The organism is Herbaspirillum sp. C7C2 (assembly GCF_022627865.1).
Lineage (GTDB): Bacteria > Pseudomonadota > Gammaproteobacteria > Burkholderiales > Burkholderiaceae_D > Herbaspirillum > Herbaspirillum frisingense.
Genome location: NZ_JABXGI010000034.1, coordinates 1 through 22,899, shown reverse-complemented (window position 1 = coordinate 22,899; position 22,899 = coordinate 1). Strand labels below are relative to the sequence as shown.

At 62.5% G+C, this 22,899-nt stretch carries 18 protein-coding genes; 13 read left to right on the top strand and 5 right to left on the bottom strand.

The annotated features are described in order from the left end of the window. Nucleotides 1–190: 190 nt before the first annotated feature. Complete coding sequence (locus tag HWE04_RS23605; protein WP_241813853.1) at nucleotides 191–1,942, top strand: methyl-accepting chemotaxis protein; 1,752 nt, start codon at nucleotides 191–193, stop codon at nucleotides 1,940–1,942. 20 nt (nucleotides 1,943–1,962) lie between these two features. On the opposite strand, the gene egtB is transcribed toward HWE04_RS23605, so the two are convergent. After that, nucleotides 1,963–3,288: an ergothioneine biosynthesis protein EgtB gene (gene egtB / locus HWE04_RS23600; RefSeq protein WP_006464357.1), complete on the bottom strand. Its 1,326-nt coding sequence runs from the start codon at nucleotides 3,286–3,288 to the stop codon at nucleotides 1,963–1,965. Nucleotides 3,289–3,372: 84 nt separating this feature from the next. Then, entirely contained in the window at nucleotides 3,373–4,398 is a 1,026-nt protein-coding gene (gene egtD, locus HWE04_RS23595) for an L-histidine N(alpha)-methyltransferase (RefSeq protein WP_446719248.1), read from the bottom strand. 335 nt (nucleotides 4,399–4,733) lie between these two features. On the opposite strand from egtD, the gene HWE04_RS23590 reads away from it, so the two are divergent. Then, nucleotides 4,734–6,623 (top strand): ABC transporter transmembrane domain-containing protein, encoded by a 1,890-nt coding sequence (locus HWE04_RS23590; RefSeq protein WP_241813852.1) that lies wholly within the window; start codon nucleotides 4,734–4,736, stop codon nucleotides 6,621–6,623. Between the two features lie 79 nt (nucleotides 6,624–6,702). Then, nucleotides 6,703–7,821, top strand: coding sequence for an NADH:flavin oxidoreductase/NADH oxidase (locus HWE04_RS23585; RefSeq protein WP_241813851.1), 1,119 nt, complete (start codon nucleotides 6,703–6,705; stop codon nucleotides 7,819–7,821). A gap of 96 nt (nucleotides 7,822–7,917) precedes the next feature. Here HWE04_RS23585 and HWE04_RS23580 read toward each other — a convergent pair whose 3' ends face one another. Continuing rightward, a complete protein-coding gene (locus HWE04_RS23580) occupies nucleotides 7,918–8,559 on the bottom strand; it encodes a DedA family protein (protein WP_241813850.1) in 642 nt (213 codons plus the stop codon). A 121-nt stretch (nucleotides 8,560–8,680) separates the two neighbouring features. Continuing rightward, a complete protein-coding gene (locus HWE04_RS23575; RefSeq protein WP_241813849.1) occupies nucleotides 8,681–9,622 on the bottom strand; it encodes an aromatic alcohol reductase in 942 nt (313 codons plus the stop codon). Between the two features lie 77 nt (nucleotides 9,623–9,699). On the opposite strand from HWE04_RS23575, the gene HWE04_RS23570 reads away from it, so the two are divergent. The 5 genes from HWE04_RS23570 to HWE04_RS23550 all read left to right on the top strand — a co-directional run bounded on the left by HWE04_RS23570 (nucleotide 9,700) and on the right by HWE04_RS23550 (nucleotide 14,684). Further along, nucleotides 9,700–10,143 carry a winged helix-turn-helix transcriptional regulator gene (locus HWE04_RS23570; RefSeq protein ID WP_241813848.1) on the top strand — a complete coding sequence of 148 codons (444 nt, stop codon included), beginning with the start codon at nucleotides 9,700–9,702 and terminating at the stop codon, nucleotides 10,141–10,143. Nucleotides 10,144–10,302: 159 nt separating this feature from the next. Further along, on the top strand, nucleotides 10,303–11,157 hold the full coding sequence (locus tag HWE04_RS23565; RefSeq protein ID WP_241813847.1) for an AraC family transcriptional regulator: 855 nt from the start codon (nucleotides 10,303–10,305) through the stop codon (nucleotides 11,155–11,157). Between the two features lie 439 nt (nucleotides 11,158–11,596). Then, entirely contained in the window at nucleotides 11,597–13,762 is a 2,166-nt protein-coding gene (locus tag HWE04_RS23560) for a TonB-dependent siderophore receptor (protein WP_241813846.1), read from the top strand. Between the two features lie 54 nt (nucleotides 13,763–13,816). Continuing rightward, nucleotides 13,817–14,293, top strand: coding sequence for a hypothetical protein (locus HWE04_RS23555; protein WP_446719247.1), 477 nt, complete (start codon nucleotides 13,817–13,819; stop codon nucleotides 14,291–14,293). Continuing rightward, the gene (locus tag HWE04_RS23550) at nucleotides 14,280–14,684 is read left to right on the top strand and encodes a hypothetical protein (RefSeq protein WP_241813844.1); all 405 of its coding nucleotides are present in this window, start codon (nucleotides 14,280–14,282) and stop codon (nucleotides 14,682–14,684) included. Before HWE04_RS23555 ends, HWE04_RS23550 begins: the two co-directional genes overlap by 14 nt. A 116-nt stretch (nucleotides 14,685–14,800) precedes the next feature. Here the strand turns inward: HWE04_RS23550 and HWE04_RS23545 are convergent, their stop codons facing one another. Next, nucleotides 14,801–15,505: a GntR family transcriptional regulator gene (locus tag HWE04_RS23545; protein WP_241813843.1), complete on the bottom strand. Its 705-nt coding sequence runs from the start codon at nucleotides 15,503–15,505 to the stop codon at nucleotides 14,801–14,803. Between the two features lie 631 nt (nucleotides 15,506–16,136). Here HWE04_RS23545 and HWE04_RS23540 point away from each other — a divergent pair. The 5 genes from HWE04_RS23540 to HWE04_RS23520 all read left to right on the top strand — a co-directional run bounded on the left by HWE04_RS23540 (nucleotide 16,137) and on the right by HWE04_RS23520 (nucleotide 22,751). Then, the gene (locus HWE04_RS23540; protein ID WP_241813842.1) at nucleotides 16,137–17,468 is read left to right on the top strand and encodes an ABC transporter substrate-binding protein; all 1,332 of its coding nucleotides are present in this window, start codon (nucleotides 16,137–16,139) and stop codon (nucleotides 17,466–17,468) included. 94 nt (nucleotides 17,469–17,562) lie between these two features. Next, nucleotides 17,563–18,438 carry a branched-chain amino acid ABC transporter permease gene (locus HWE04_RS23535; RefSeq protein WP_006464364.1) on the top strand — a complete coding sequence of 292 codons (876 nt, stop codon included), beginning with the start codon at nucleotides 17,563–17,565 and terminating at the stop codon, nucleotides 18,436–18,438. Between the two features lie 28 nt (nucleotides 18,439–18,466). After that, entirely contained in the window at nucleotides 18,467–20,989 is a 2,523-nt protein-coding gene (locus tag HWE04_RS23530; protein WP_241813841.1) for a branched-chain amino acid ABC transporter ATP-binding protein/permease, read from the top strand. A gap of 37 nt (nucleotides 20,990–21,026) precedes the next feature. Beyond that, a complete protein-coding gene (locus HWE04_RS23525) occupies nucleotides 21,027–21,812 on the top strand; it encodes an SDR family oxidoreductase (protein WP_006464366.1) in 786 nt (261 codons plus the stop codon). Between the two features lie 9 nt (nucleotides 21,813–21,821). Continuing rightward, nucleotides 21,822–22,751 carry a 3-hydroxyacyl-CoA dehydrogenase gene (locus tag HWE04_RS23520; protein WP_241813840.1) on the top strand — a complete coding sequence of 310 codons (930 nt, stop codon included), beginning with the start codon at nucleotides 21,822–21,824 and terminating at the stop codon, nucleotides 22,749–22,751. The last annotated feature ends 148 nt before the right edge of the window (nucleotides 22,752–22,899 follow it).

Here is a 22,899-nt window from a genome sequence, read left to right as displayed (position 1 = left end):
CCCCCGCACGGCCTTGCAGCTTGAATTGTCGGCCAGCTGATGTTGCCGCGAGGATAGATATTCCGTCATGAATTTACGTGATGGGCAGGTTCTCGTTACACGTAACTGGCTTATCATCGATGACTGGTCATCACACCAGTTCTTTTGCTTTAACAAACAAGTCGCAATCACATTTTTCGGGGGGAAAATAATGCGCTTCAGTAATCTCAGCATTGCCACACGCCTGGCCTTCGCCTTTTCGGTCCTGATCCTGGTGATCGCCGCCATCGTCACCCTGGGCCTGATCCGCCTGGGAGACATCAACAAGGCACTCGATCTGGTGGTCAACGACCGCTACAAGAAGATCGCCCTCATCAACACCATCTCCGGCAAGATCGACGACGTCGCCATCGCCGTGCGTAACCAGTTGCTGACCAATAGTCCAGAGCAGGCGACGCGGGAACAGGCGGTCGTGAACGATCTCTCGCTGCAGGTCACGGCACACCTGAAGGACCTCGACGAGATGCTGGTCAATCCCGCGGCCCGCGCGCAACTGGCCAAGGTCATGAAGGCGCGCGACGAATATGCCGCCCAGCGCAGGGAAGTCGAGGCACTCAATGCCAAGGGCCAGCGCGATGCTGCTGTCGAACTGCTCATCACCAAAGTCGGCGCGTTGCAGAAAGCCTACTTCGGTGAACTGGACAACCTGGCCGACACCCAGCAAAAGATGATGGACCAGTCGGTCACCGACGCCGAAGCCGCCTACAACACCACGCGCCTGATCATGCTGGTCTCCGGTCTGGTCTCGGCCCTGTTCGCCGCCTTCATCGCCTGGACCATTTCGCGCAGCATCACCCGGCCGCTCAGCCGTGCCGTCGAAGTGGCCGAGACCGTCGCCGCCGGTGACCTGACCGCCGTGATCGACTCCCGCTCCACCGACGAGACCGGCCGCCTGCTGCACGCACTGGCGGCGATGAACCAGAAGCTCAAGGCCATCGTGCTCGAAGTGCGACGCGGCACCGACTCCATGGTCACCGCCTCGACCCAGATCGCCACCGGCAACCTGGACCTCTCTTCGCGCACCGAGGAACAGGCCAGCGCCCTGGAAGAGACGGCCTCTTCGCTGGAACAACTGACCTCCAGCGTCAAGCAGAACGCCGACCACACCCGCAAATCCAGCGAGCTCGCCGGCACCGCCACGCAAGTGGCCAACCAGGGCGGCCAGGCTGTCAAGCAGGTGGTGCAGACCATGGGCGCCATCAATGATTCCTCGCGCAAAATCGTCGACATCATCTCGGTCATCGACGGCATTGCCTTCCAGACCAACATCCTGGCGCTCAATGCCGCCGTGGAAGCGGCACGCGCCGGCGAACAGGGCCGTGGCTTTGCCGTGGTGGCCTCCGAAGTGCGCGGACTGGCGCAGCGTTCAGCCACCGCCGCCAAGGAAATCAAGGAGCTGATCAACGACTCGGTCACCCAGGTCTCCTCCGGGACCGAGTTGGTGGCACAGGCCGGCAGTACCATGGATGAGGTGGTCCACAGCATCGAACAGGTCAGCCACATCGTCGGAGAGATTTCAGCGGCCACGCGGGAACAGAGCGACGGCATCGAACAGGTGAACCAGGCCATCATGCAGATGGACAACACCACGCAGCAGAACGCCGCCCTGGTGGAAGAAGCCGCCGCAGCGGCACAGGCGCTGCAGGATCAGGCCCAGCGTCTGCTGGAACTGGTCAGTGTGTTCCGTCTGGACGAGAAGGGGGCAGCACCGGAAATAAGCAGTGTCCCGCGCAGTATCCAGGCCACTGCCGTGCGCAAGGCGCCGCCGGTAGCGGTGGCAGCCGCTGCAAGCCCGGCCAAGGCTTTGCCGGCACGTCCGGCGCCATCAGCGGCGCCCACCGCCCGGCCGGCCCTGCCCGCCAGCCACAAGGAGGAAAAGTCGGACGAGTGGGAGACCTTCTAAATCCGCCTCCGAGCGCGGTATCAGGCCTGGCGTGCCAGCCTGATGCCGCTGACCTGCCAGCGCGCCGTGGCGGGAAAGAAGTTGCGGTAGGTCAGCCGGGCATGATTGAGCGGCGTGGCCGATGACGATCCCCGCAGCACGTACTGGTTGACCATGAACTTGCCGTTGTACTCGCCCACCGCGCCCGGTGCCGCAGCAAAGCCGGGATACGGCGCATAGCTGCTGCTGGTCCACTGCCAGGCCACGCCGAAGAACTCACGTCCCTGGCCTTGCAGACGGGCCGCCGCGTGCTCCCACTCGGCTTCGGTCAGCAAACGCGCCCCGGCCCAGCGGGCATAGGCGTCGGCTTCGTAATACGACAGGTGCACGACGGCACGATGCGGTTGCAGCGGCTGCAGACCATACTCGGTGAACTCACGCCATCGCCCGTTTCCGGCGGGTCGCCAATAGAGCGGATGGTTCAGGTCCTGCTGCTTCTTCCACTCCCATCCCTCGGACAGCCACAAGCTGGCGTCCTCATAGCCGCCGGCCTCGACAAAGGCCAGGTATTCGGCATTGTTGACCAGCCGCGAAGCGCACTGATAAGCCTCGACGAACTGGCGATGGCGCGGCGTCTCGTTATCGAAGCAGAAGCCGCTGCCGGCATGACCGATCTCCACCACGCCGGCGTCGATGCGGTGCCATTGCAATTCCAGCTCAACCGGATCGTTCAACTGCATGCTGGCCGGCAGTGGCTGGTAGGCCGGCTGCAGCGGATTGATCGACAACAGCACCTTGATGTCGGTCAGCATCAGCTCCTGGTGCTGCTGCTCATGCTGCATGCCCAGCTCCAGCAGGGCCAGGAAATCCTTCAGCTGGGCCTGCTGCGGCCCCGTGTCGGGATCGGCGCCATCAGCCTCCAGCGCATCGATCAGCAACAGCATGCGTTCGTCCACCTGGGCCCGATAGGCCATCACTTCCTCCAGCGCCGGCCGGGTCAGCAGTCCACGCTGCGGGCGCGGGAATTTTGCGCCCACGCCCTCGTAGTAGGAATTGAAGAGCATGCGGAACTGCGGATGGAATGGCGCAAAACCGGACTGGAAACGCTCCAGCAAAAAGGTCTCGAAGAACCAGGTGGTATGCGCCAGATGCCACTTGATCGGACTGGCGTCGGGCATGGCCTGCACGCAGCAATCCTCAGCCGACAGAGGCTCGGCGATCAGCTGCGACTGACGGCGCAGGCGACGGTAGCGGTCGCCCAGCTTTTCGCGCGGGCGATGGTTGAGTTGCTGGACGGCAGCATCAATCACGGCATCGATGGTGGCGGCGGTGGCCGCCGCCGCGGATTCCGGGGCAAGCTGCCGCATGGACTGGTCCAGGGTAGTAAGGACTGAGGGCATCCGCTCTCCTGCAAAGAACTGGAATTCAAGGGAAAGGACTCAACGCGCTCTTCAGCGCGCCTGGGCGTAACACACCGCAAACCAGCGCCGCGCATCGAACCACATCCGGCAGCCGCCGAAACCGGCCTGCTCCAGCAGGCCCAGGATGTCCTGCTCGCTGAACTTGTGGCTGTACTCGGTATGGATGCGCTCGCCCTGACGGAAGGTACGGCGCGCACCGGGCCAGCGGACGATGAGGTCGCGCCTGGCCTCCAGGTGCATTTCGATACGCTGGAAGCGGGCATTGTAGAAAGCCACATGGCGCCAGTCCCGTGCATTGAAATCGGCATCGATGAGCTCGTTGACGTGCTTGAGTACGTTCAGGTTGAATGCCGCCGTCACGCCCAGGGCGTCGTCATAGGCGGCTTCCAGCACGTGCGTATCCTTGACCAGGTCCAGCCCGATCAGGATGCCGCCCTCTCCGCTCGGCAGCGCCGACCGTACACGCCGCAGGAAGGCCAGCGCCTGCTGTGGATCGAAGTTGCCCAGCGACGAACCGGGATAGAAGAACAGCCGCCGTTGCGCATCCACTTCCGGCGGCAGTGTCAGCGTCGAGGAAAAATCCATCGCCAGCGGCTGCATCGGGATTTCCGGGAAACGACGCTGCAAGCCCTGCACCGACTGGTGCAGGAAGTCGGTGGAAATATCCACCGGCACGTACTGCCGTGGCTGCAACGCCCCGAACAGCGACGCCGCCTTGGCGCAGTTGCCGGCGCCCAGGTCGATCAGGGTGCAGCCGGTACCGACTGCTGCCGCCATGGCGTCCTGATGGGTGGCATAGATGGCCGCCTCGGTGCGGGTCGGATAATACTCGGGCAGATCGCAGATGGCTTCGAACAGCTTGCTGCCCAGGGCATCGTAGAAATACTTCGGCGAGATGTACGCTTCACGGGCGCTGAGCCCGGCCACCAGTTCGGCGCCGGGCTGGCTACAGTGCCCGCTACTAGCTTCCGCACGGGGCTGCCGGTGGTCGGCGCGGATATCGGAATCGGAATCGGAGCTATCCCAGCATGTGGGGATCAGTGCGGGTTGGGCCAAGCGTATCTCCTTGCCAATGACGGTGGGTGGATGCTGCTTCTCTGCGGATGGGCGCTACCGGCTTGGGTACTGTAACAGGCCGGGGCGGTCAGGCAATGGCTGACGGACAACTTTGCGATACACTTTGTCAGATCGTCCGGGGCTGCCGAGGCTATCCTCGGGACTGTCCCGGGACTGTTTATACTGATGCCTGTTCCGACTAGGGCGCAGCGCGGTGGTTCAACGCGGCAATGAGATTTTCGCCCCGCCGACCGACGTAGCCCGATGGCAACAGGATCGTTGCCCACGGTCCCACGTGTTATCCCTCCAGCGCGCTGGCCCCTAAACCCTGATCCATGTCCATGTCTTCCACGCCGCCGCCTTCGCTCACCCATTCCGCACACCCGACCCAGTCCGCCGACACCGATCCAGACACTAGCCAGGCCAGCGCCACGGCGCGCAAGTCGGCACTGGCGGCGCTGCGCGGCCTGCTGCCTTTTCTCGCTCCCTACAAGAAACAGTTCCTGCTGGCCGGCCTGGCCTTGCTGGTGGCCGCTGCGGCGACCCTGGCGGTGCCCTACGCCTTCAAGCAGATGATCGATCTGGGTTTCGGTGCGGCCGGCCCAGGTGCGGCCGGCTCAGGCGCGGCCGGCAGCGCCGCCCACATCAACCTCTATTTCCTGGCCCTGTTCGGCGTGGCCTGCGTACTGGGGGTGGCCACCGCGCTGCGCTTCTACATGGTGTCGTGGCTGGGTGAACGCGTTACGGCCGACCTGCGCAGCGCCGTCTATGCCCACGTGGTCACGCAAAGCCCGGAGTTCTTCGAAACCACCAAGACCGGTGAAGTGCTCTCGCGCCTGACCACCGACACCACCCTCATCCAGACCCTGGTCGGCACCAGCATCTCGATGGCCCTGCGCAACATCCTGCTGTTCCTGGGTGGCATGAGCATGCTCTTCATCACCAGCGCCCGACTGACCTCGATCATCATCGTCATGCTGGCAGCCGTGGTCCTGCCCATCGTGTTCTACGGCCGGCGCGTGCGCAAGCTCTCGCGCGCTTCGCAGGACCGCGTGGCCGATGCCTCGGCCATGGCCGGCGAAATCCTCAACGCCATGCCCACGGTACAGGCCTTCACCCATGAGGAAATCGAAGCGCGCCGCTTCGGCCAGTCGGTGGAGCGCGCCTTCGAAACCGCCATGGAGCGCATCCGCGCCCGCTCGCTGCTGACGGTGGTGGCCATCCTGCTGGTGTTCGGCGCCATCGTCTTCGTGCTGTGGCTGGGCGCGCATGCGGTCATGCGCGGCGGCATGAGCGGCGGCGAACTCGGCCAGTTCATCCTCTATGCCTCGCTGGTGGCGGGCTCCCTGGGCGCGCTCTCGGAAGTGATGGGAGACACCCAGCGCGCAGCCGGCGCCACCGAGCGCCTGCTCGACCTGCTGGCAGCACACTCACCGGTGCAGTCGGTACTGCTGCCGGAAAAACTGCCGCCGCGCACCGCCAACGGCGCGGCGCTGCACATCGCCGAGCTCGGCTTCCACTATCCTTCGCGCCCGGAGCATGCCTCGCTCACGGGGTTTTCGCTCGATGTGCGGCCAGGCGAAACGGTCGCCGTGGTCGGCCCCTCCGGCGCGGGCAAGACCACGCTGTTCCAGTTGCTGTTGCGCTTCTACGATCCGCAGCAGGGCAGCATCCGCCTCGATGGCGTGGACATCCGCTACCTGACCCTGCAGGACCTGCGCAACGCCATCGGCATCGTGCCGCAGGACACCGTCATCTTCTCGGCCAATGCCATGGAAAACATCCGCTTCGGCCGGCCCGGTGCCAGCGATGCGGAAGTGATTGCCGCCGCCCAGATGGCCGCCGCCCACGAATTCATCGAACGTCTGCCGCAGGGCTATCAGTGCTTCCTGGGAGAACGCGGCGTGCGCCTGTCCGGCGGCCAGCGCCAGCGCATCGCCATCGCCCGCGCACTGTTGAAGAACCCGCCGCTGCTGTTGCTGGACGAGGCCACCAGCGCCTTGGATGCCGAATCCGAACGGCTGGTGCAAAGCGCACTGGAAGCCGCGATGGTGGGACGCACCACCCTGGTCATTGCGCACCGCCTGGCGACGGTGCAGCGCGCCGACCGCATCATCGTGCTGGAGCACGGCCGTATCGTCGAGACCGGCACCCATGCCGAACTGGTGGCCCGCGACGGTCTCTACGCCAGCCTGGCGGCGCTGCAGTTCGAGACCGGACAATAGCCAGGCGGTGGCCGACGCGAAATCCTGAAATCCCCTAGACTGCGCATTTCGTTCGCCATCGACATGACAGGAGTTCCGCATGAGTAGCCAATTGTTTTCGCCGCTGAGCCTGCGCGGCATCACCTTGCCCAATCGCATCGCGGTGTCGCCGATGTGCCAGTATTCGGCCGAGGATGGCTTCGTCAACGACTGGCATCTGGTGCACCTGGGCAGCCGCGCCGTGGGCGGCGCCGGACTGGTCATCATGGAGGCCACGGCGGTGGTCCCCGAAGGCCGCATCACCGCGGCCGACCTCGGTATCTGGAAGGACGAGCACATCGCCCCCCTGCGCCGCATCACCCGCTTCATCGAACAGCAAGGCGGGGTGCCGGGCGTGCAACTGGCGCACGCCGGTCGCAAGGCCAGCTCCCTGCGCCCCTGGGACGGCCCGGCCGGCAGTGTCGCCGTGGCCGAGGGCGGCTGGCTGCCGCGGGCCCCATCCGCGCTGCCCTTTGACACCAGCTACACCGAGCCGCAGGCACTCAGCGTCGAGGACATCGCCGCCCTGGTGCAGGCCTTCGCCGATGCAGCCCGACGCGCCCATGCGGCCGGCTTCAAGCTGATCGAACTGCACGGCGCCCATGGCTACCTGGGCCACCAGTTCCTGTCCCCGCTGAGCAATCGTCGCAGCGATCACTATGGCGGCTCCTTCGAGAACCGCATCCGCTTCCTGCTGGAAACCGTGCGCGCCACCCGTGCCGTTTGGCCGGACGAGCTGCCGCTGCTGGTGCGCCTGTCGGCCACTGACTGGGCCGAAGGCGGCTGGACGCCGGACGACACCGTGGCCCTGGCAGCCCGCCTGCGCGAGCTGGGTGTGGACCTGGTGGACGTTTCCAGTGGCGGCAACCTGCCGTCGGCGCCGATCCCGGTCGGCCCCGGGTACCAGACCGGCTTTGCCGCCCGCGTCAAGGCCGAGGCCGGTATCGCCACCGGTACCGTGGGCATGATCACCGACGCCATCCAGGCCGAACACGTGCTGCGCACCGGCCAGGCCGACCTGGTGCTGCTGGCGCGCGAACTGTTGCGCGACCCCTACTGGCCCATGCAGGCGGCACAGCAATTGCGTGAAGACATCGCCTGGCCGCCGCAATACGTGCGCGCCGCGTCCAGCAAGACACCGCTGCGACCGGATGTGCAGTACGGGCGCAACGCCGACTGAAATTTCCTGTGGATAAAAAGAAAAATGCTGCCCGGTCGATATCCGACCGGGCAGCATTTTTTATGGGACGCCGAAGCTGGGTCTGCGTACCGCAGATCAGCCCGGACGACGCTTGTGACGGATGTATTCGATGATCCCCGGCAGGATGGACAGGATCACGATCACCACGATCAACAGGCTCAGGTTCTGCTTCACGATGGGCAGGTTGCCGAAGAAGTAGCCGGCATAGCCAAAGCTGGCCACCCAGGCGATGCCGCCGATCACGTTGTAGAGGAAGAAGCGCGAATAGGTCATCGCGCCCACGCCGGCCACGAAGGGCGCGAAGGTGCGCACGATGGGTGCGAAGCGGGCAATGATGATGGCCTTGCCACCGTGCTTTTCGAAGAAGGCATGGGTCTTGTCCAGGTACTCCTTCTTGAAGATGCGTGAATTGGGCTTGTCGAACACCTTGATGCCCAGCATCTTGCCGATCTGGTAGTTGGTGCTGTCTCCCAGGATGGCGGCCACGATCAGGGTCAGCAGCATCAGATGGATATCGTAGGCACCGGTGGCAGCCAGCGCGCCGGTGACGAACAGCAGCGAATCGCCGGGCAGGATGGGGGTGACCACCAGGCCGGTTTCACAGAAGATGATCAGGAACAGGATCAGGAACAACCAGGGTCCGTAGGAAGCGGCCAGCTCGGCCAGGTGACGGTCGATGTGGACGATGAAATCGACCAGGAACAAGAGAATATCCATAAGGCCTGCAAGGGAAGTGGCGGAAAGTGGGCATTGTACCAACAGCCTGAGCCATACCCGCCAAATTTGACGCAGCGCCGCATGCACTGGCTTCCTCCGTTCAACTTCCCCCGCGCGGCGCTCATTTCCCTTTGATATTTTCCTCTGCCCACTCGGCGGCGGTAATGACCGGGATGGATTGTCGTTCATTGAAGGTACGATCCTTCGGCCACGCTACCCCCTTGCCTAGCGAAAATACGGCACGGTATTTCTTGATGTGATGCGTTGGATCTCTGGCCAATTCCTCGAGAAGGTGGGGCACGCTCCAAACATTGGTCTTGAAAGGACGTCCCAGGACCTGTTCGAGAACGCTCGCCAACTCGCCATAAGTCAGCGTATCACCCGAGAGATAGACGATCTCGTTACGGAAGCGAGGTTCGAAGAACACGATTTCAGCAGTCAGGGCGCCAATGTCCTCTGGTGTGGTCAGCGTCACGCTGTTCTCAAGACTGCCCAGGGCATTTACCGTGTCGGTGGCGAAGTCCACCACTTCGAATACAGGCTCGAAGAGAAAACTGGTGAACATGCCTGTAGAGATGATGACCCATTCAGTACTGCTTTGGGCGCGCAGCAACTCACGTACATCGAGTTGAGCATCAAAGAGATCCTGCGGACTACCGCGTCCGATTTCCTCGAAATCAACGCCAAACTGCCACGGAAAGTAACGCTTCACGCCGGAACGCAAAGCTGCCGTAGCCAACTTCATCGGCGTTTCGCGACCTGCGACCATACCAGCGCAGCCGATTACGGTGTCGAAATGAGAGAAGACCTGCGCTAGCTGGTCGATTGAATCGCTCACCAGGTCTGCCGCAACCATTTGAATCCCTAAACTGCGGAGTTCATCGATTTCCGCTTTTTTCTCAGCGACTTGTGTGTTGATGGTGGCATCCCTGAGCAGGACGCTGATTGTCGATCCTGGGGCACGTTTGGCAACACGTGCGAGATTGCGTAACACCGGGAGGCCGAGTTCGCCCGCACCCAAGACAAGAATCGCCTGGGGAGGAAACGGAGTACCACTATGCATGATGATTCCTGAGAGTCGTTGCTGATAAGATGTTCCATGGTTGCACGATTGTGTAACGCTCTCAAGAAGGCACACGGATGATACCGAGGAAAGCAAAGATCACCGATAAGACACTGGCACAGGCTGAAGTCATCTGTCAGAGCTTGAAGGAGGAGGAGGATGGCGTAAGACGAGACGTCCTCGCTCATGCAGGCAGCCGCTGGGCATTAGGTATTTTGCACGCCCTGGGTGTCTACGGCACGATGCGCCATGCCGAGATTAAACGGCAGCTGGTCGGCATCACCCAACGCATGCTGACCAAGACGCTACGCGCGCTGGAACGCGACGGCCTGCTGCTGCGGCGCGAGCATGATGAAAAACCGCTGCGTGTAGAGTATGAGCTGACCTCCCTGGGTGAGGATCTCTTGCTACGCATGTCCCCTATCTGGACTTGGGTGGTGGAGCACGTAGAAGACTTCCGCGAGGCCCGGGACAAGTTTGACAACCAGGAACAAAGAGCCGGCGTGCACAGGAGCTGGTAGCCCCGCAAGGACAATGTCCGTCTTTGAAAATCGGGGGTAGCTCCAATTTGGGGCTTGAAATCTTACACGACCAGGGACGACCGACTTCGTTGAACAAGTCGATCATGATATCGCCCAATCTGGCTCACTACGCTCGTCCTGCACGAGGTTCTACGAGATATGTCGCGCATCGCAATCACTGATCTGACTGTCGCGCCGCGAGAGGTTGATAGCATCCCCCGGCCCATCGTAGCCCTGGGCGCGACCTCGGTAGCAAAGGACTGGGAAAACGCCAGGCATCAACACCGCAAGGCACAGTTGATCTACTCCGTACGCGGCATCCTTAACTGCGAAATCGAAGACGGCGTGTGGATCGTTCCACCGCAGTGCGCGATCTGGATACCCGGTGACTTACCTCACGCAGCGAGAGGTGAAGGAGAAACGGAATGCTATTGCCTGTTCGTGGAGCCAGATGCGGCACCCGATCTTCCGAAAACCTGTTGCACGATTTCGGTATCGCCAATGCTGCGCGAGCTGCTGCTGAAGGTGGCGGGCTTTCCCGAGCTATACCCGCTGCAGGGACGCGAAGACCGCTTGATTGCCGCACTGCTGGACGAATTGGCTACCGCTCCGATAGAAGATCTGCATCTCCCCATGCCGCGTGAGCTGAAGCTACGCCGACTCGCGGAAATGATGCTGGCCGACCCATCGGACAAGACATCGAAGGCAGATTGGGCCATGCGCATCGGCATGAGCGAGCGGAGCATGACCCGCCTCTTCCAACACGAAATCGGCATGAGCTTCGGGCGCTGGCGGCGACAGCTTCATGTGATCCTTGCGCTTCAACGGCTGACCAAGGGTGACAGCGTGCAAACGGTGGCTTTGGAGCTGGGATACGAAAACGCCAGTGGCTTTATCACTATGTTTCGCAAGGCGACGGGCAAGTCTCCGGCACGCTTCCTCTCGGAGCGTAAGGGCGGTAAGACGGACGTTCCGATAGAAGGCATCAAGCTTCTTGATAAATTCTCATCCTGAATCAATCAGGCTGCCCCCCCGGCGAACCGACACACCGCAAACGCCTGCCCGCCAGGTTCAGTTCAAGCACGCCAAACCTCAGCTCAAGCGCAGCAAAACGTCCCCAGACCCTGTTTCCCTTGGCCCAGCCTTCGCCATTGGGAACAGGTCAGGACACCTTTCATGACATCAATCTGAGCAAGTGCAATCTATCGGATTGGCCGAATTGAATAATAATCTGGCCGAGTTTCGCTATTACAGCCGATTATCTCTATTGTTAAATGCGACATCCAAATAACAATGATTATCGTTCATGAATTCTCTCATCGCTGTTGCGACACCCCGTCGAACCATTGGGCCGCGCTCAAGCCCGATCTCCTCACACAATCCCGATAGGCCATACCGGAGAGTCACCAGAAGTAAGCCCGGTACCATACTGGGATCTGCCGTTGCGGCGGCAATGATCATCAGTACGCAAAGCGCATTCGCCGCCGGATCGTCTCCTGTCCCGCCACAACCAGCGACCGCCTCGCAAAGTAAAACTCCCCTGCCAGCCGTCACCATCACGGCTCCCTCGGATAGGGCAAGCACCGAAGGCACCGGTTCCTACATCAGCGGTGAAACGACAACAGCAACACACTTGCAGCTATCACCGCTGGAATCACCCCAGTCGATGACGGTGATTACACGCCAACGCATGGACGATCAGCTATTGAATTCTGTGCAAGGCGTGCTGGATAACACCACCGGAATCACGTCTTACCAGTCCGACAGCGAGAGAACCAGTTTCTACTCGCGCGGCTTCTTGATCAATAACGTGCAATATGACGGCATCCCCACGGTCGTCGGCAGTACCGTCAATGGGAGCGGGATCAGCGCGCTCGATACTGCGTTCTATGATCGTGTCGAAGTAGTACGCGGCGGATCGGGCTTGCTCACTGGCACGGGCAATCCTTCGGCCGCTATCAACCTTGTACGAAAAAGACCGACCCAAGACTTCTCGGCCTCCGCCTCGCTCAGTGCGGGAAGCTGGGATACCCATCGCGGAATGGCCGACATATCGACTCCCTTGACCGAGGACGGACGCATCCGCGCACGCATGGTGGCGAGTTACCAGAACGGACACTCCTATATTGACGGCTACAAGCCCGAAAAGAAGGCTTTCTACGGGATTGTCGAGGCCGACCTGACGTCTGGCACGAAACTGAGTCTGGGCTATGACTATCAGGACCTCAGGTCGACCGGTTCCACCTGGGGCGGTTTGCCGCTCTGGTTCAGCGATGGTACGCAGGTGAATTATTCTCCGTCCAAGAGCTACGCGCAGGACTGGAGTCATTGGAACAACACGCTCAAGACAGCCTTTGTCGAGGTTGATCATCGATTCGACAATGGCTGGAAACTCCGGGCCATCGCCAACCAGTACCGCACTGAATACAACGCTGAATTGCTTGGCCTGGTGGGTCGCCCCGATCGCACTACCGGTTTGGGGTTCTATCCGTATGGAGCCTATCCCGTGGCACTCAGTTCAACCGGCAGCAGCCGGCAAAATACGATCGATGTGATGATGAGCGGTCCCTTCCAGCTCCTGGGCCGCCAGCATGATCTGGTGGTAGGCGCCACCAGCTCGCGCCGCACATCCGGCCAAGATGATATCGCCCCCTTCTACGCTGGCTTTAACCCGGTCAATATCTATGACCTGAGCGCCCCCTTCCCCCGCCCTGACTTCGCTGGGATGCCCGTAGTACCGACCAGCACCGAAATCAAACAGAGCGGGGTCTACGGCGCCGCCCGGCTCGCGCTGGCCCAGTCACTCAAGCTAATTGTGGGGGGCCGCCTGAACAGTTACGAAATCGACGACAGCGTCAGCGGCGCGTCAATGCACTACAAAAAGAGCAGCGCATTCACCCCGTATGCAGGATTGATCTACGAGCTCGACAAGACCTATTCGACCTATGTCAGCCACACGCGCATCTTCAATCCGCAAACCGACTATCAGGACAGCCAAGGCAACGTGCTCACCCCGGCCACAGGCAAGACGACCGAAATCGGCCTCAAAGCTGCTTATATGCACGGGCGCCTGAATGCATCGGTGGCCTTGTTCGAAACCAAATTGGACAACGCCGCCCAGATAATCCCTGGAAGCTATACGCCGGGCGGCGCCCAGGCCTATCAGGCTGTGGATGGAACGAAGTCACGCGGTCTGGAAATGGATCTGCAAGGTGAGCTGGCACGCGGCTGGAACATCTACGCGGGTCTTTCCCACTTCACAGCACAAGACGCCAATGGAGTGCGCCTGAATTCGCAGATACCTCGCACCACGGCGCAGTTCTCGACTACCTACCAGTTATCAGGAGAGTGGAGCAGGCTGACGCTGGGTGGCGGCGTCAAATGGCAGAGCAGCTTCTACGAGGCCGCCAATACTGGCACCAGTACGCTGGGTGGGGCGCAGGGGTCGTATGCCCTGGCGTCACTGATGATGCGTTACGCCGTTTCCCAGAACACCACGATGACAGTCAACGTCAACAACGTGTTCAACAAGCAGTACGCACTGCAGAAGGGCGATTTCGATACCGTGAGCTATGGTATGCCGCGCAGCATGATGGTAACCCTGGATTACAAATATTGAGCGCCCACAGAGCGACACCTCCCGCATTGGAAATGCGAAACCCTTCCGTTACGAATGATCGTGAAAACTTCTATACCCTCCCAACCACCCTCACTGCCCGCCCTCCAGAACCGGGCCATCAACAATCTCAACAGGATCGCCCTGTTCTGGCTCACCACGGCCGCGGGGGCTGTGCTTTTCGTCAGCTTCCAATTGTTCTTCTACGTCAACGACTTGGCCAGATCGCATGGAGCAACGCCAGCAATTACCTTTGAGACCAACGTACTGTGGATGTTCTCCGCGTTCTACGGTTGCTGGATCATTACTGTGCTTCTCGCACTGATTGGTACGCGTACGACCCGATGGCTGGCGCTGGCTATAGGCAGCCTGCTTGTGCTCCTCAATACCCTCGGTGGGATCTCGGACGGCTTGCGCGATGGCTGGCACATTGCCTTCTCGGCAGTGCTTTTCATTTCACTACCCGGCGTGTTCGCCATTGCCTTCACCTGGCGCACCATGAAAAACAAAGGAGACGATCATGTCGATGAATAGTACGGATTTTCCATTGGTCTGGATGACGCTTACCCAGGAACCGAATCACGACCACGAGCAGGACTTCGCCGAATTCGAGGCCAATTTGCAGCGCGGGGAGCCCTTCGTGCTCTTGACCGATAAGGTACCTGCAGAAAACCATGAACACTCGCAAGAAGAGAAGAAACGCACAGCGCTCTGGATGAAAAAGCACAAGGTTCAATTGCGACAGCTGGTTCTGGCAATGATCGTCATTGAACCCAACTCGGCGAAACGTCTCGGATTCAGAGCCTTTGCCCCGGTCTTTGCAAAATTCTGGGGCTACCCTCTGCTCGTCTCCGACTCACGCGAGGAGGCAATGACGACGGCAAGAGAACTCCTCGCACAGAACCGGAAATCCAGGGACCGATGAATGGAGCACCTGCGCGAAAGTCCATAGGCAATTCGATGGATCGACCAACTCTATCTACGATCGTCAACTGCATCCACATTCGGCTTCAAACCGGATGCCCGGGGCGATGACCTGTTTCAATCCGGCAGGCCATCGCCGGCCAGGATCATCTCCGCTGCGCTCAACAGGTCACCCTGCAGCCCCTCGCGCGCCTTTTGCGGCGAGGCCTCGCGCAGGCCTTCCAGCAGGATCGCATGATGCTTCAGGGCCGGCGCTTCAGCCAGGCGGCGCGAACCGGCGCGCAGGTCGAGGTTGATCACCGGGCCCACCTGCAGCCACAGGCCGGCGATCAGGTCCACCAGGGTCGACATGCCCGAACCCTGGTAGGCGGCGAAATGCAGTTCCTTGTTCAGGCGGATGATCACATCGACATTGGGCTTCTTGCGCTGCATTTCCACCGACAGGGTTTCGTGCAGGCGGGCGACTTCATCGAGCTCGTCCGGGCGGATGTGGCTGGCCGCGTGTTCCACCGCCAGGCCCTCCAGCGCCAGCCGTATCTTGAGCAGTTCGCTGAACTTGCCCTTGGTCATCAGCGGTACGCGCATGGCGCGGTTGGGCAGGATTTCCAGCGCCCCCTCGGCGGCCAGTTGACGCACTGCCTCGCGTACCGGCATGGGGCTGGTCCCCAGTGCATCGGCCAGCCCCTTGAGCGTGAGCTTCTGGCCGGGCCGCACCTGGCCGGCCTGGATCAGTTCGCACAGGTCCTGATAGACCCGCTCGGACAGCGTGGCGTGCTGGATCTTGCGCACGGTGGAGAGGTCGGCAATCAGTGTCTGGTCCATGGCGATAGATGAAAATTTTTTGCGGATTATAGCGGAGCACTTCCCGCGAGCACTGTCCAGGAGCACTCCGGCACAAGCCGCGGACGCGCCTCACATTGCTGGCCGATGCTGCTCAAGGCAGGGCGCATGCAGCCTTAAAGGGGCGACTGGCGAGAGGACGACAGCTATCCGTTCCTGATCCCATCACCCATTTCGCTGCCTGCATGATCGGTTGACGCTATCGATTCTATCGAATACATTTGATCACATGTCAAATAAATGACATCAGCAGAACAAAAAATCGGATCAGCGCGGCGCCATCCCACAGCCAACAGTCTTGCGGCGGTGGCCGGCCCGCAGCGGTGACGGCCACCAGGAGACAGTTGCACCGGATGCACGCACAGCGCAGACAACAGCGCCTGCGTCATCTATCCCCCTAGTGAGGACAGGCTTGCCTGCCCTGCCCGCTCGCCGCTGCACACCCCGCCCATCTCCGGTTCTCTGCGCTGGCCCACCCGGCCGCTGCGCATGTTGCTGCGAACACGACCGACGGCCGCCATCCCAGTCCACCGCCCCGGTCACCCTGCTCGATACAAAGAACGCAGTTCCCAGGAGACACCGGCGCCCGCCGGATATTTAGGAGGATCGCACCATGGAGCAAGACCAGAGCACGTCCGGCAACAACGGCATCAACCACGACAGCGACAACAGCGACAGCACCACCAGCAGCACTGCAAGTCCCGCCTCCCCGCGCCGCCGCCGCATCCTGCAAGCCGGCGCTGCCGCCATCGCGGGCGCCTCGACCATGGGCTTTCCGGCCATCGTGCGCGCCCAGTCCGACAAGATCATCATCGGCCACCTGACGCCGCGCACGGGCTTTCTCGGTCCCATGGGCGAATACGCGGTCATGAGCATCAACCTGGCCGTGGAAGAACAGAACAAGGCCGGCGGCCTGCTGGGGCGCCAGCTCACCCTGCTGTCGGAAGACTCGGTCAATCCGCCCACCGCCTCGTCCAAGGCACAGCGCCTGCTGGAGCGCGATGGCGCGGCGCTGCTGATCGGCGAGATTTCCTCGGCCTCGGCGCTGGGCATCGCCCAGGTCGCCCAGCGCAACAAGAAGCTCTTCATGAACACCGGCTGCAACTCCGACGAATTGCGCGGCAAGAGCTGCAACAAGTTCATGTTCCACATCGAGGCCGCCAACTCCACCTACGTCAAGGCCTGTGGCCAGCAACTGCTGCAGAACGGCCTGATCAAGGGCAAGAAGCTGTATGCCCTGACCGCCGACTATGCCTTCGGCCATGACCTGCTGCGCACCGCCAAGGCATTCGTCGGCGCCAATGGCGGCACGATTGCCAACGATGAACTGGTGCCCACCGATGCCACCGACTTCAGCCCCTACCTGCTCAAGATCCGCCAGGCCAAACCGGATCTGGTGATCTCCAATCTGGCCGGCAACCAGATCACCAACTTCATCAAGCAGTATTCCGAATTCGGCCTGCCCTTCCCCATCGCCGGCTTCGGCTTCGATACCGTGGCAGCCTGGGGTGCGGGCGCAGACAACTTCGCCGGCACCTGGCCCACCACCTGGCACCACGATGTCGACAGTCCTTCCTCCAAAGCCTTCGTGGCGGCCTTCATCAAGAAGTACGGCAAGCCGCCCGAGAACCAGGCCTGGGGCGAATACGTGGGCTTCCGCTCGGTCGCCCAGGCGATCGCCGAGACCAAGTCGCTGGACACCATGAAACTGATCGAGTACTTCGAGAAAGGTGCGCAGATCGACATCCTCAAGGGCCGCAAGGGCGTCTATCGCGACTGGGACCACCAGCTGATGCAGGAGATGTACACCCTCTCGCCCAAACCCAAGGGGCGCGCCAAGGACCAGTGGGACTTCCTGCAACTGGGCGCGGCCGTGCCGGGACCGAACGCACCGCTGGATTCGATCGCGCCGACCATGCAGGAAAACGCCTGCAAGTTCAGCTGAAGTTCCCCGGACCATACCGCCACGCGGCCATGCCTGAGACCCGGGCGTGGCCGCCAGTCGCCTCACTTTCGCAAGGCCTCGGGCCGGAGTTGCAATGCAAATCGTTTTCCTGCTGGAACAAATCCTCAACGGATTGCTGGTCGGCGGCTATTACCTGCTGATCGCGCTGGGGCTGTCGCTGATCTTCAGCCTGGGCGGCATCGTCAACCTGGCGCACGGCGCCTTCTATGCCATCGGCGCCTATCTCGCCGTGGAGATCACCAGGCATCTGGGATTCACCGGGGCGGTCTTCATCTCGCCGCTGCTGGTGGCACTGCTGGGCATCCTGTTCGAACGCTTCCTGCTGCGCCGTTTCTATTCGGCCGATCCCATCCTGGGACTCTTGCTGACCTTCGGCCTGTCGATGGTGGCGGAACAGCTGATCCGCATCCTGTGGGGCGCATCGCCACTCCCGGCTTCGATCCCGGCGGCCTTCAAGGGCCAGATCATGGTGGGTGACTTCATGTACTCGCGCTATCGCCTGCTGATGCTGGCCATCGTGATCGTGGCGCTGACGCTGATCTGGCTGCTGCTCAACAAGACCTCCTTCGGCCGCGTGGTGCGTGCCGGCGTGCAAAAGCCCGACATGGTGGCGGTACTGGGCATCCGCCTGCAGCCCTACATGACGGCCATCGTCATGCTGGGCGTCGGCCTGGCCGCACTGGCCGGGGTGCTGTTCGCGCCGATCTCGGGGGTACAGCCGGCCATGGGGGCCGAGATCATGACGGCCGCCTTCGTGGTGGTGGTCATCGGCGGCCTGGGCAGCTTCTGGGGCGTGGTGCTGGCCGCCGTACTGGTGGGCGTGGTACGCGGCATCACCATCCAGTTCTACGCCCCGGCCGGCGAGGCCTCGATGTACCTGCTGATGCTGCTGGTATTGATCTTCCGTCCGCGCGGCCTGTTGGGCGAGCGCATCGAACGCTTCGAATGAGACCGCGGCCATGAACCCTATGCTCTCCATGAATCCGAAACACCAATCCCTGTGGATCGGCGCCGCCGCGCTGATCATCACGCCCCTGCTGCTGCCACTGCTGGGCCTGACCACCACCTCGGCCACCGACGTGGTCATCTACGCCATTGCCGCCATGGGCTTGAACCTGCTGGTGGGCTATACCGGCCTGACCTCGTTCGGTCACGGCGCCTGGTTCGGAGTGGGCGCCTATGCCGCCGCGCTGTCGCAGAAATACTGGTTCCCCGGCCAGATCGTGCTGCCGCTGCTGTTCACCATCGCTTTCATCGCGGTTTGCGCGGCACTGGTGGGCTTTTTGATCCTGCGCCGGCGCGGCGTGTATTTCTCGCTGCTCACGCTGGCCCTGTCGGCGCTGACCTTCGCGGTGGCCTTCCGCTGGACCGACTTCACCGGCGGTGAATCGGGGCTGGGCGGCATCGTGCGACCGGTGGTCGCCGGCATCGACCTGGACCAGTCGCTGGCCTACCTGGTCTTCGTCAGCCTGATCGCCTTTGCCGTGCTCTACTGCCTGCACCGGCTGATCCGCTCGCCGTTCGGCCACACCATCGTGGCCATCCGCGAGAACGAGCAGCGGGCGCGCTTCCAGGGCTACGCCACCATCGTCTACAAACTGCAGATGTTCATCATCTCGGCCACCGTCACCGGCCTGGCCGGTGCTCTGCTGGCCTTCCACCACCGCTTCGCCTCGGCCGAGCCGACCTCGGTGGCCTTCTCCGGCGAACTGCTGGCGATGGTGGTGATCGGTGGCATGCGCAGCTTTCTCGGGCCGGCGCTGGGTGCGCTGTTCTACATCCTGTTCCGCGAATGCCTGTCGATCTGGACCGAGAACTGGCTGCTCTGGTTCGGCCTGGCCTTCGTCGGTTTCATCCTGTTCTCGCCCACCGGGCTGGTCGGCATCTGGCGCCAGCTGCTGCGCCGCCTCAAGCCGCCGGCCGAAGTGGGCGCCGCGATGAGCGCACGCCAGATCGTCGATGGCCTGCCGCTGCCGGACTTCCTGCAACCGCCCCCTCGGCAGGGCGTGGTACTGGAAGCCCGCGACATCGAAATCCGCTTCGGCGGCATCCAGGCGGTCAAGAATGCGCAGATCGCATTGCATGCAGGTGAAATCCACGCCCTGATCGGCCCCAACGGCGCCGGCAAGACCACCACCTTCAACCTGATCTCCGGCATGTTCGCCCCGCATGGCGGCAGCGTGCTGCTCAACGGCCAGCCCATCCACGGCCTGCCGCCCAGCGAGATTTGCCAGCGCGGCCTGGCGCGCTCGTTCCAGATCACCAATCTCTTCAAGGGTCTGTCGATCTACGAAAACCTGCGGCTCTCCCTGCAGGCCCGGCATGCGGCGCGCTACAACATGTGGCGTGATATCGACAGCTATCCCGAGATCCATGCCGAGACCGCCGAACTGATGCGCTTCCTCGGGCTCAAGGGCATCGACGACATCGAAGGCGGCGCCCTCTCCTACGGCGGGCAACGGCTGGTGGACCTGGGCATCGCCCTGGGCTCCAAGCCCCAGGTGCTGCTGATGGACGAACCCCTGGCCGGCCTGGCCGCTGCCGAACGGGAACGGGTCTCGCGGCTGGTGCAGATCATCGCCACCAACATCCCGGTGCTGATCGTGGAACACGACATCGACCGCGTGCTGGGTTTCTCGCAGCAGGTCACCGTGATGAACCAGGGCAGCGTACTGATGGCTGGCACACCCGAACAGGCCCGCGCCGACCAGCGCGTGCAGGAAATCTACACCGGTCACGGCACCCCGCCGGTCACCGGCCGTAGCAGCGGCGATGCGCAAGAGCGGGCGCAATTGCTGGCCTTCGAGGGCGTCAATGCCTACTACGGCAAGAGCCACATCCTCAATGACGCCAGCCTGGAGGTACGGCAGGGCGAGATCGTTGCCCTGCTGGGCCGCAATGGCGCCGGCAAGTCCACCCTGCTCAAGACCCTCACCGGCCTGCTGCGCCCAGCCTCCGGCACCATCCGCTATGACGGTCGCGACATCGCCGGACTGTCCGCCCCCGATATCGCCCGCCTGGGCATCGGCTACGTGCCGCAAGGGCGCGGCCTGTTCGCCGGCATGACGGTGGCCGAGAACCTGGCGCTGGGCCGACTGGCGCGCAAGAACGACAGCAGCAACGGCGTGGCCTGGAGTGAAGAAAAGATCTTGCAATACTTCCCGCGCCTGAAGGAACGTCTGCACACCCACGCCGATTTCCTCTCCGGTGGCGAACAGCAGATGGTCGCGGTAGCCCGGGCACTGTCGGGCAACGTCAAGCTTCTGTTGCTGGACGAACCCTTCGAAGGCCTGGCCCCGGCCGTGGTGCAGGAACTGTTCACCGTCTTCGACCAGTTACGGCGCGAGGTTTCCATCGTCATCGTCGAACACAACCTGGACCTGGTGCTGGCCCTGGCCGACCGCGTCTTCGCCCTGGAGCGCGGCGCCGTCTTCCACACCGGACCGGCCGAACCGCTGCTCAACGATCTTACCTATCGCAAGAAAATCCTCTGGCTCTGAGCCAGCACTCTCCCTCCCGCAACAAGGACACTGCACCATGGACCTGAATCTGAAAGACCAGAAAGTCATCGTCACCGCCGGCGCCCAGGGCATCGGCCTGGCCATCACCGCCGCCTTCGTCGAGGCCGGCGCCCACGTCCACATCTGTGACGTCAGCGAAGACTTCCTCGCCAGCGCCCGCAGCCAGTTCGCCGGCGCCCCCGTGAGCTACAGCCTGACCGACGTCACCAGCGAGACCCAGGTCGATGCCATGTTCGCCGACCTCAGCCAACGCTGGGGCGGCGTACTGGATGTCCTGGTCAACAACGCCGGCATCGCCGGCCCCACCCTGCCGGTGGAAGACGTCGAATTGTCCGGCTGGGACCAGACCATTGCCGTCAACCTTACCGGCCCCTTCCTCTGCACCCGGCGCGCCGTACCGATGCTGAAGAAGAACGGCGGCGGCTCCATCGTCAACATCTCCTCGGTGGCCGGCCGCCTGGGCTTTGCCCTGCGCACGCCCTACTCGGCCTCCAAGTACGGCGTCATCGGCCTGACCGAAACCTGGGCCATCGAACTGGGGCCGTCCAATATCCGCGTCAATGCCGTGCTGCCGGGCGTAGTCGAAGGTGCCCGCCAGGAGCGCATCGTCGCCGCCAAGGCAGAGGCCTATGGCATCGAACATGAAGAAATGCGCCAGCGCCTGCTCTCCAAGGTCTCGCTGCGCAAGATGGTCACGGCGCAAGACATCGCCAACCAGATCATCTTCATCTGCTCCCCGGCCGGCGCCTCCATCAGCGGGCGCAGCCTGTCGGTATGCGGCAACGTCGAAGTATTGAGCTGAGGAGCCGCCATGAGTGAAAAGATCGCCGTCATCGGCGCCGGCCTGATCGGCCGCGCCTGGGCCATCGTCTTTGCCCGCGCAGGCTATCGGGTGGACCTGTGGGACGCCGTCCCGCAAGCCCTGCAGGGTTGCCGGCAACTGCTGCAGGACAACCTGGCCGACCTCGCCAGTCATGGCCTGATCGACGAAACACCGCAGACCGTACTGGCCCGCATCCACACGGCAGACAGCCTAGCCACCGCCCTGCAGGACGCCATCCTGGTCCAGGAAAACGTCAAGGAAACGGTAGACGTCAAACGCGCCATCTTCGCCGAAATGGACCGCCTGGCCGCCCCGCAGACCATCCTCACCAGCTCCACCTCGTGGATCCCCACCTCCGCCTTCTCGGAGCACCTGCCCGGACGCGACCGCATCCTGGTCGCCCACCCCGTCAACCCGCCCTACCTGGTCCCCCTGGTCGAACTCGCCCCGGCCCCCTGGACCTCCGCCGCCACGGTCGAACGCGCCCGCGACATCTACACCCGTGCTGGCCAATCCCCGGTGGTCCTGAACAAGGAAATCACCGGCTTCCTGCTCAACCGCATCCAGGGCGCGGTACTGAACGAAGCCCTCAACCTCTACGAAAACGGCTACGCCACTGCTGCCGATCTCGACAAGGTCTTGAAGGACGGCCTCGGCCTGCGCTGGTCCTTCATGGGCCCATTCGAAACCATCGACCTGAACGCCCCCGAAGGCGTACTGGACTATGCCCGCCGCTACGGCCACACCTACCGCGACGTAGCGAAGACACAAGCTCCCAATGAATGGAACAGCGAAACCCTGGAACGCATTGAAGCAGAGCGACGGGCCGCCCTACCCGCAGACCAGCTAGGCGAACGCGCCCGCTGGCGCGACAACAGACTGATGGGACTGATTGCGCACAAGCGCAAGCAAAAATAGCAAACAAAGAAGCAAACAAAGAACCAAAGCCCAAGGCAAGCAAGAGCACCACGAAGCCGAAGGCGAGCCCCCCGCGAGGCCGAAGGCGAGCCGGACACGCTTTCCCCCTTGGGAGCCAGCCGCCGGAGTGAAGCGGCAAGTGGATCAG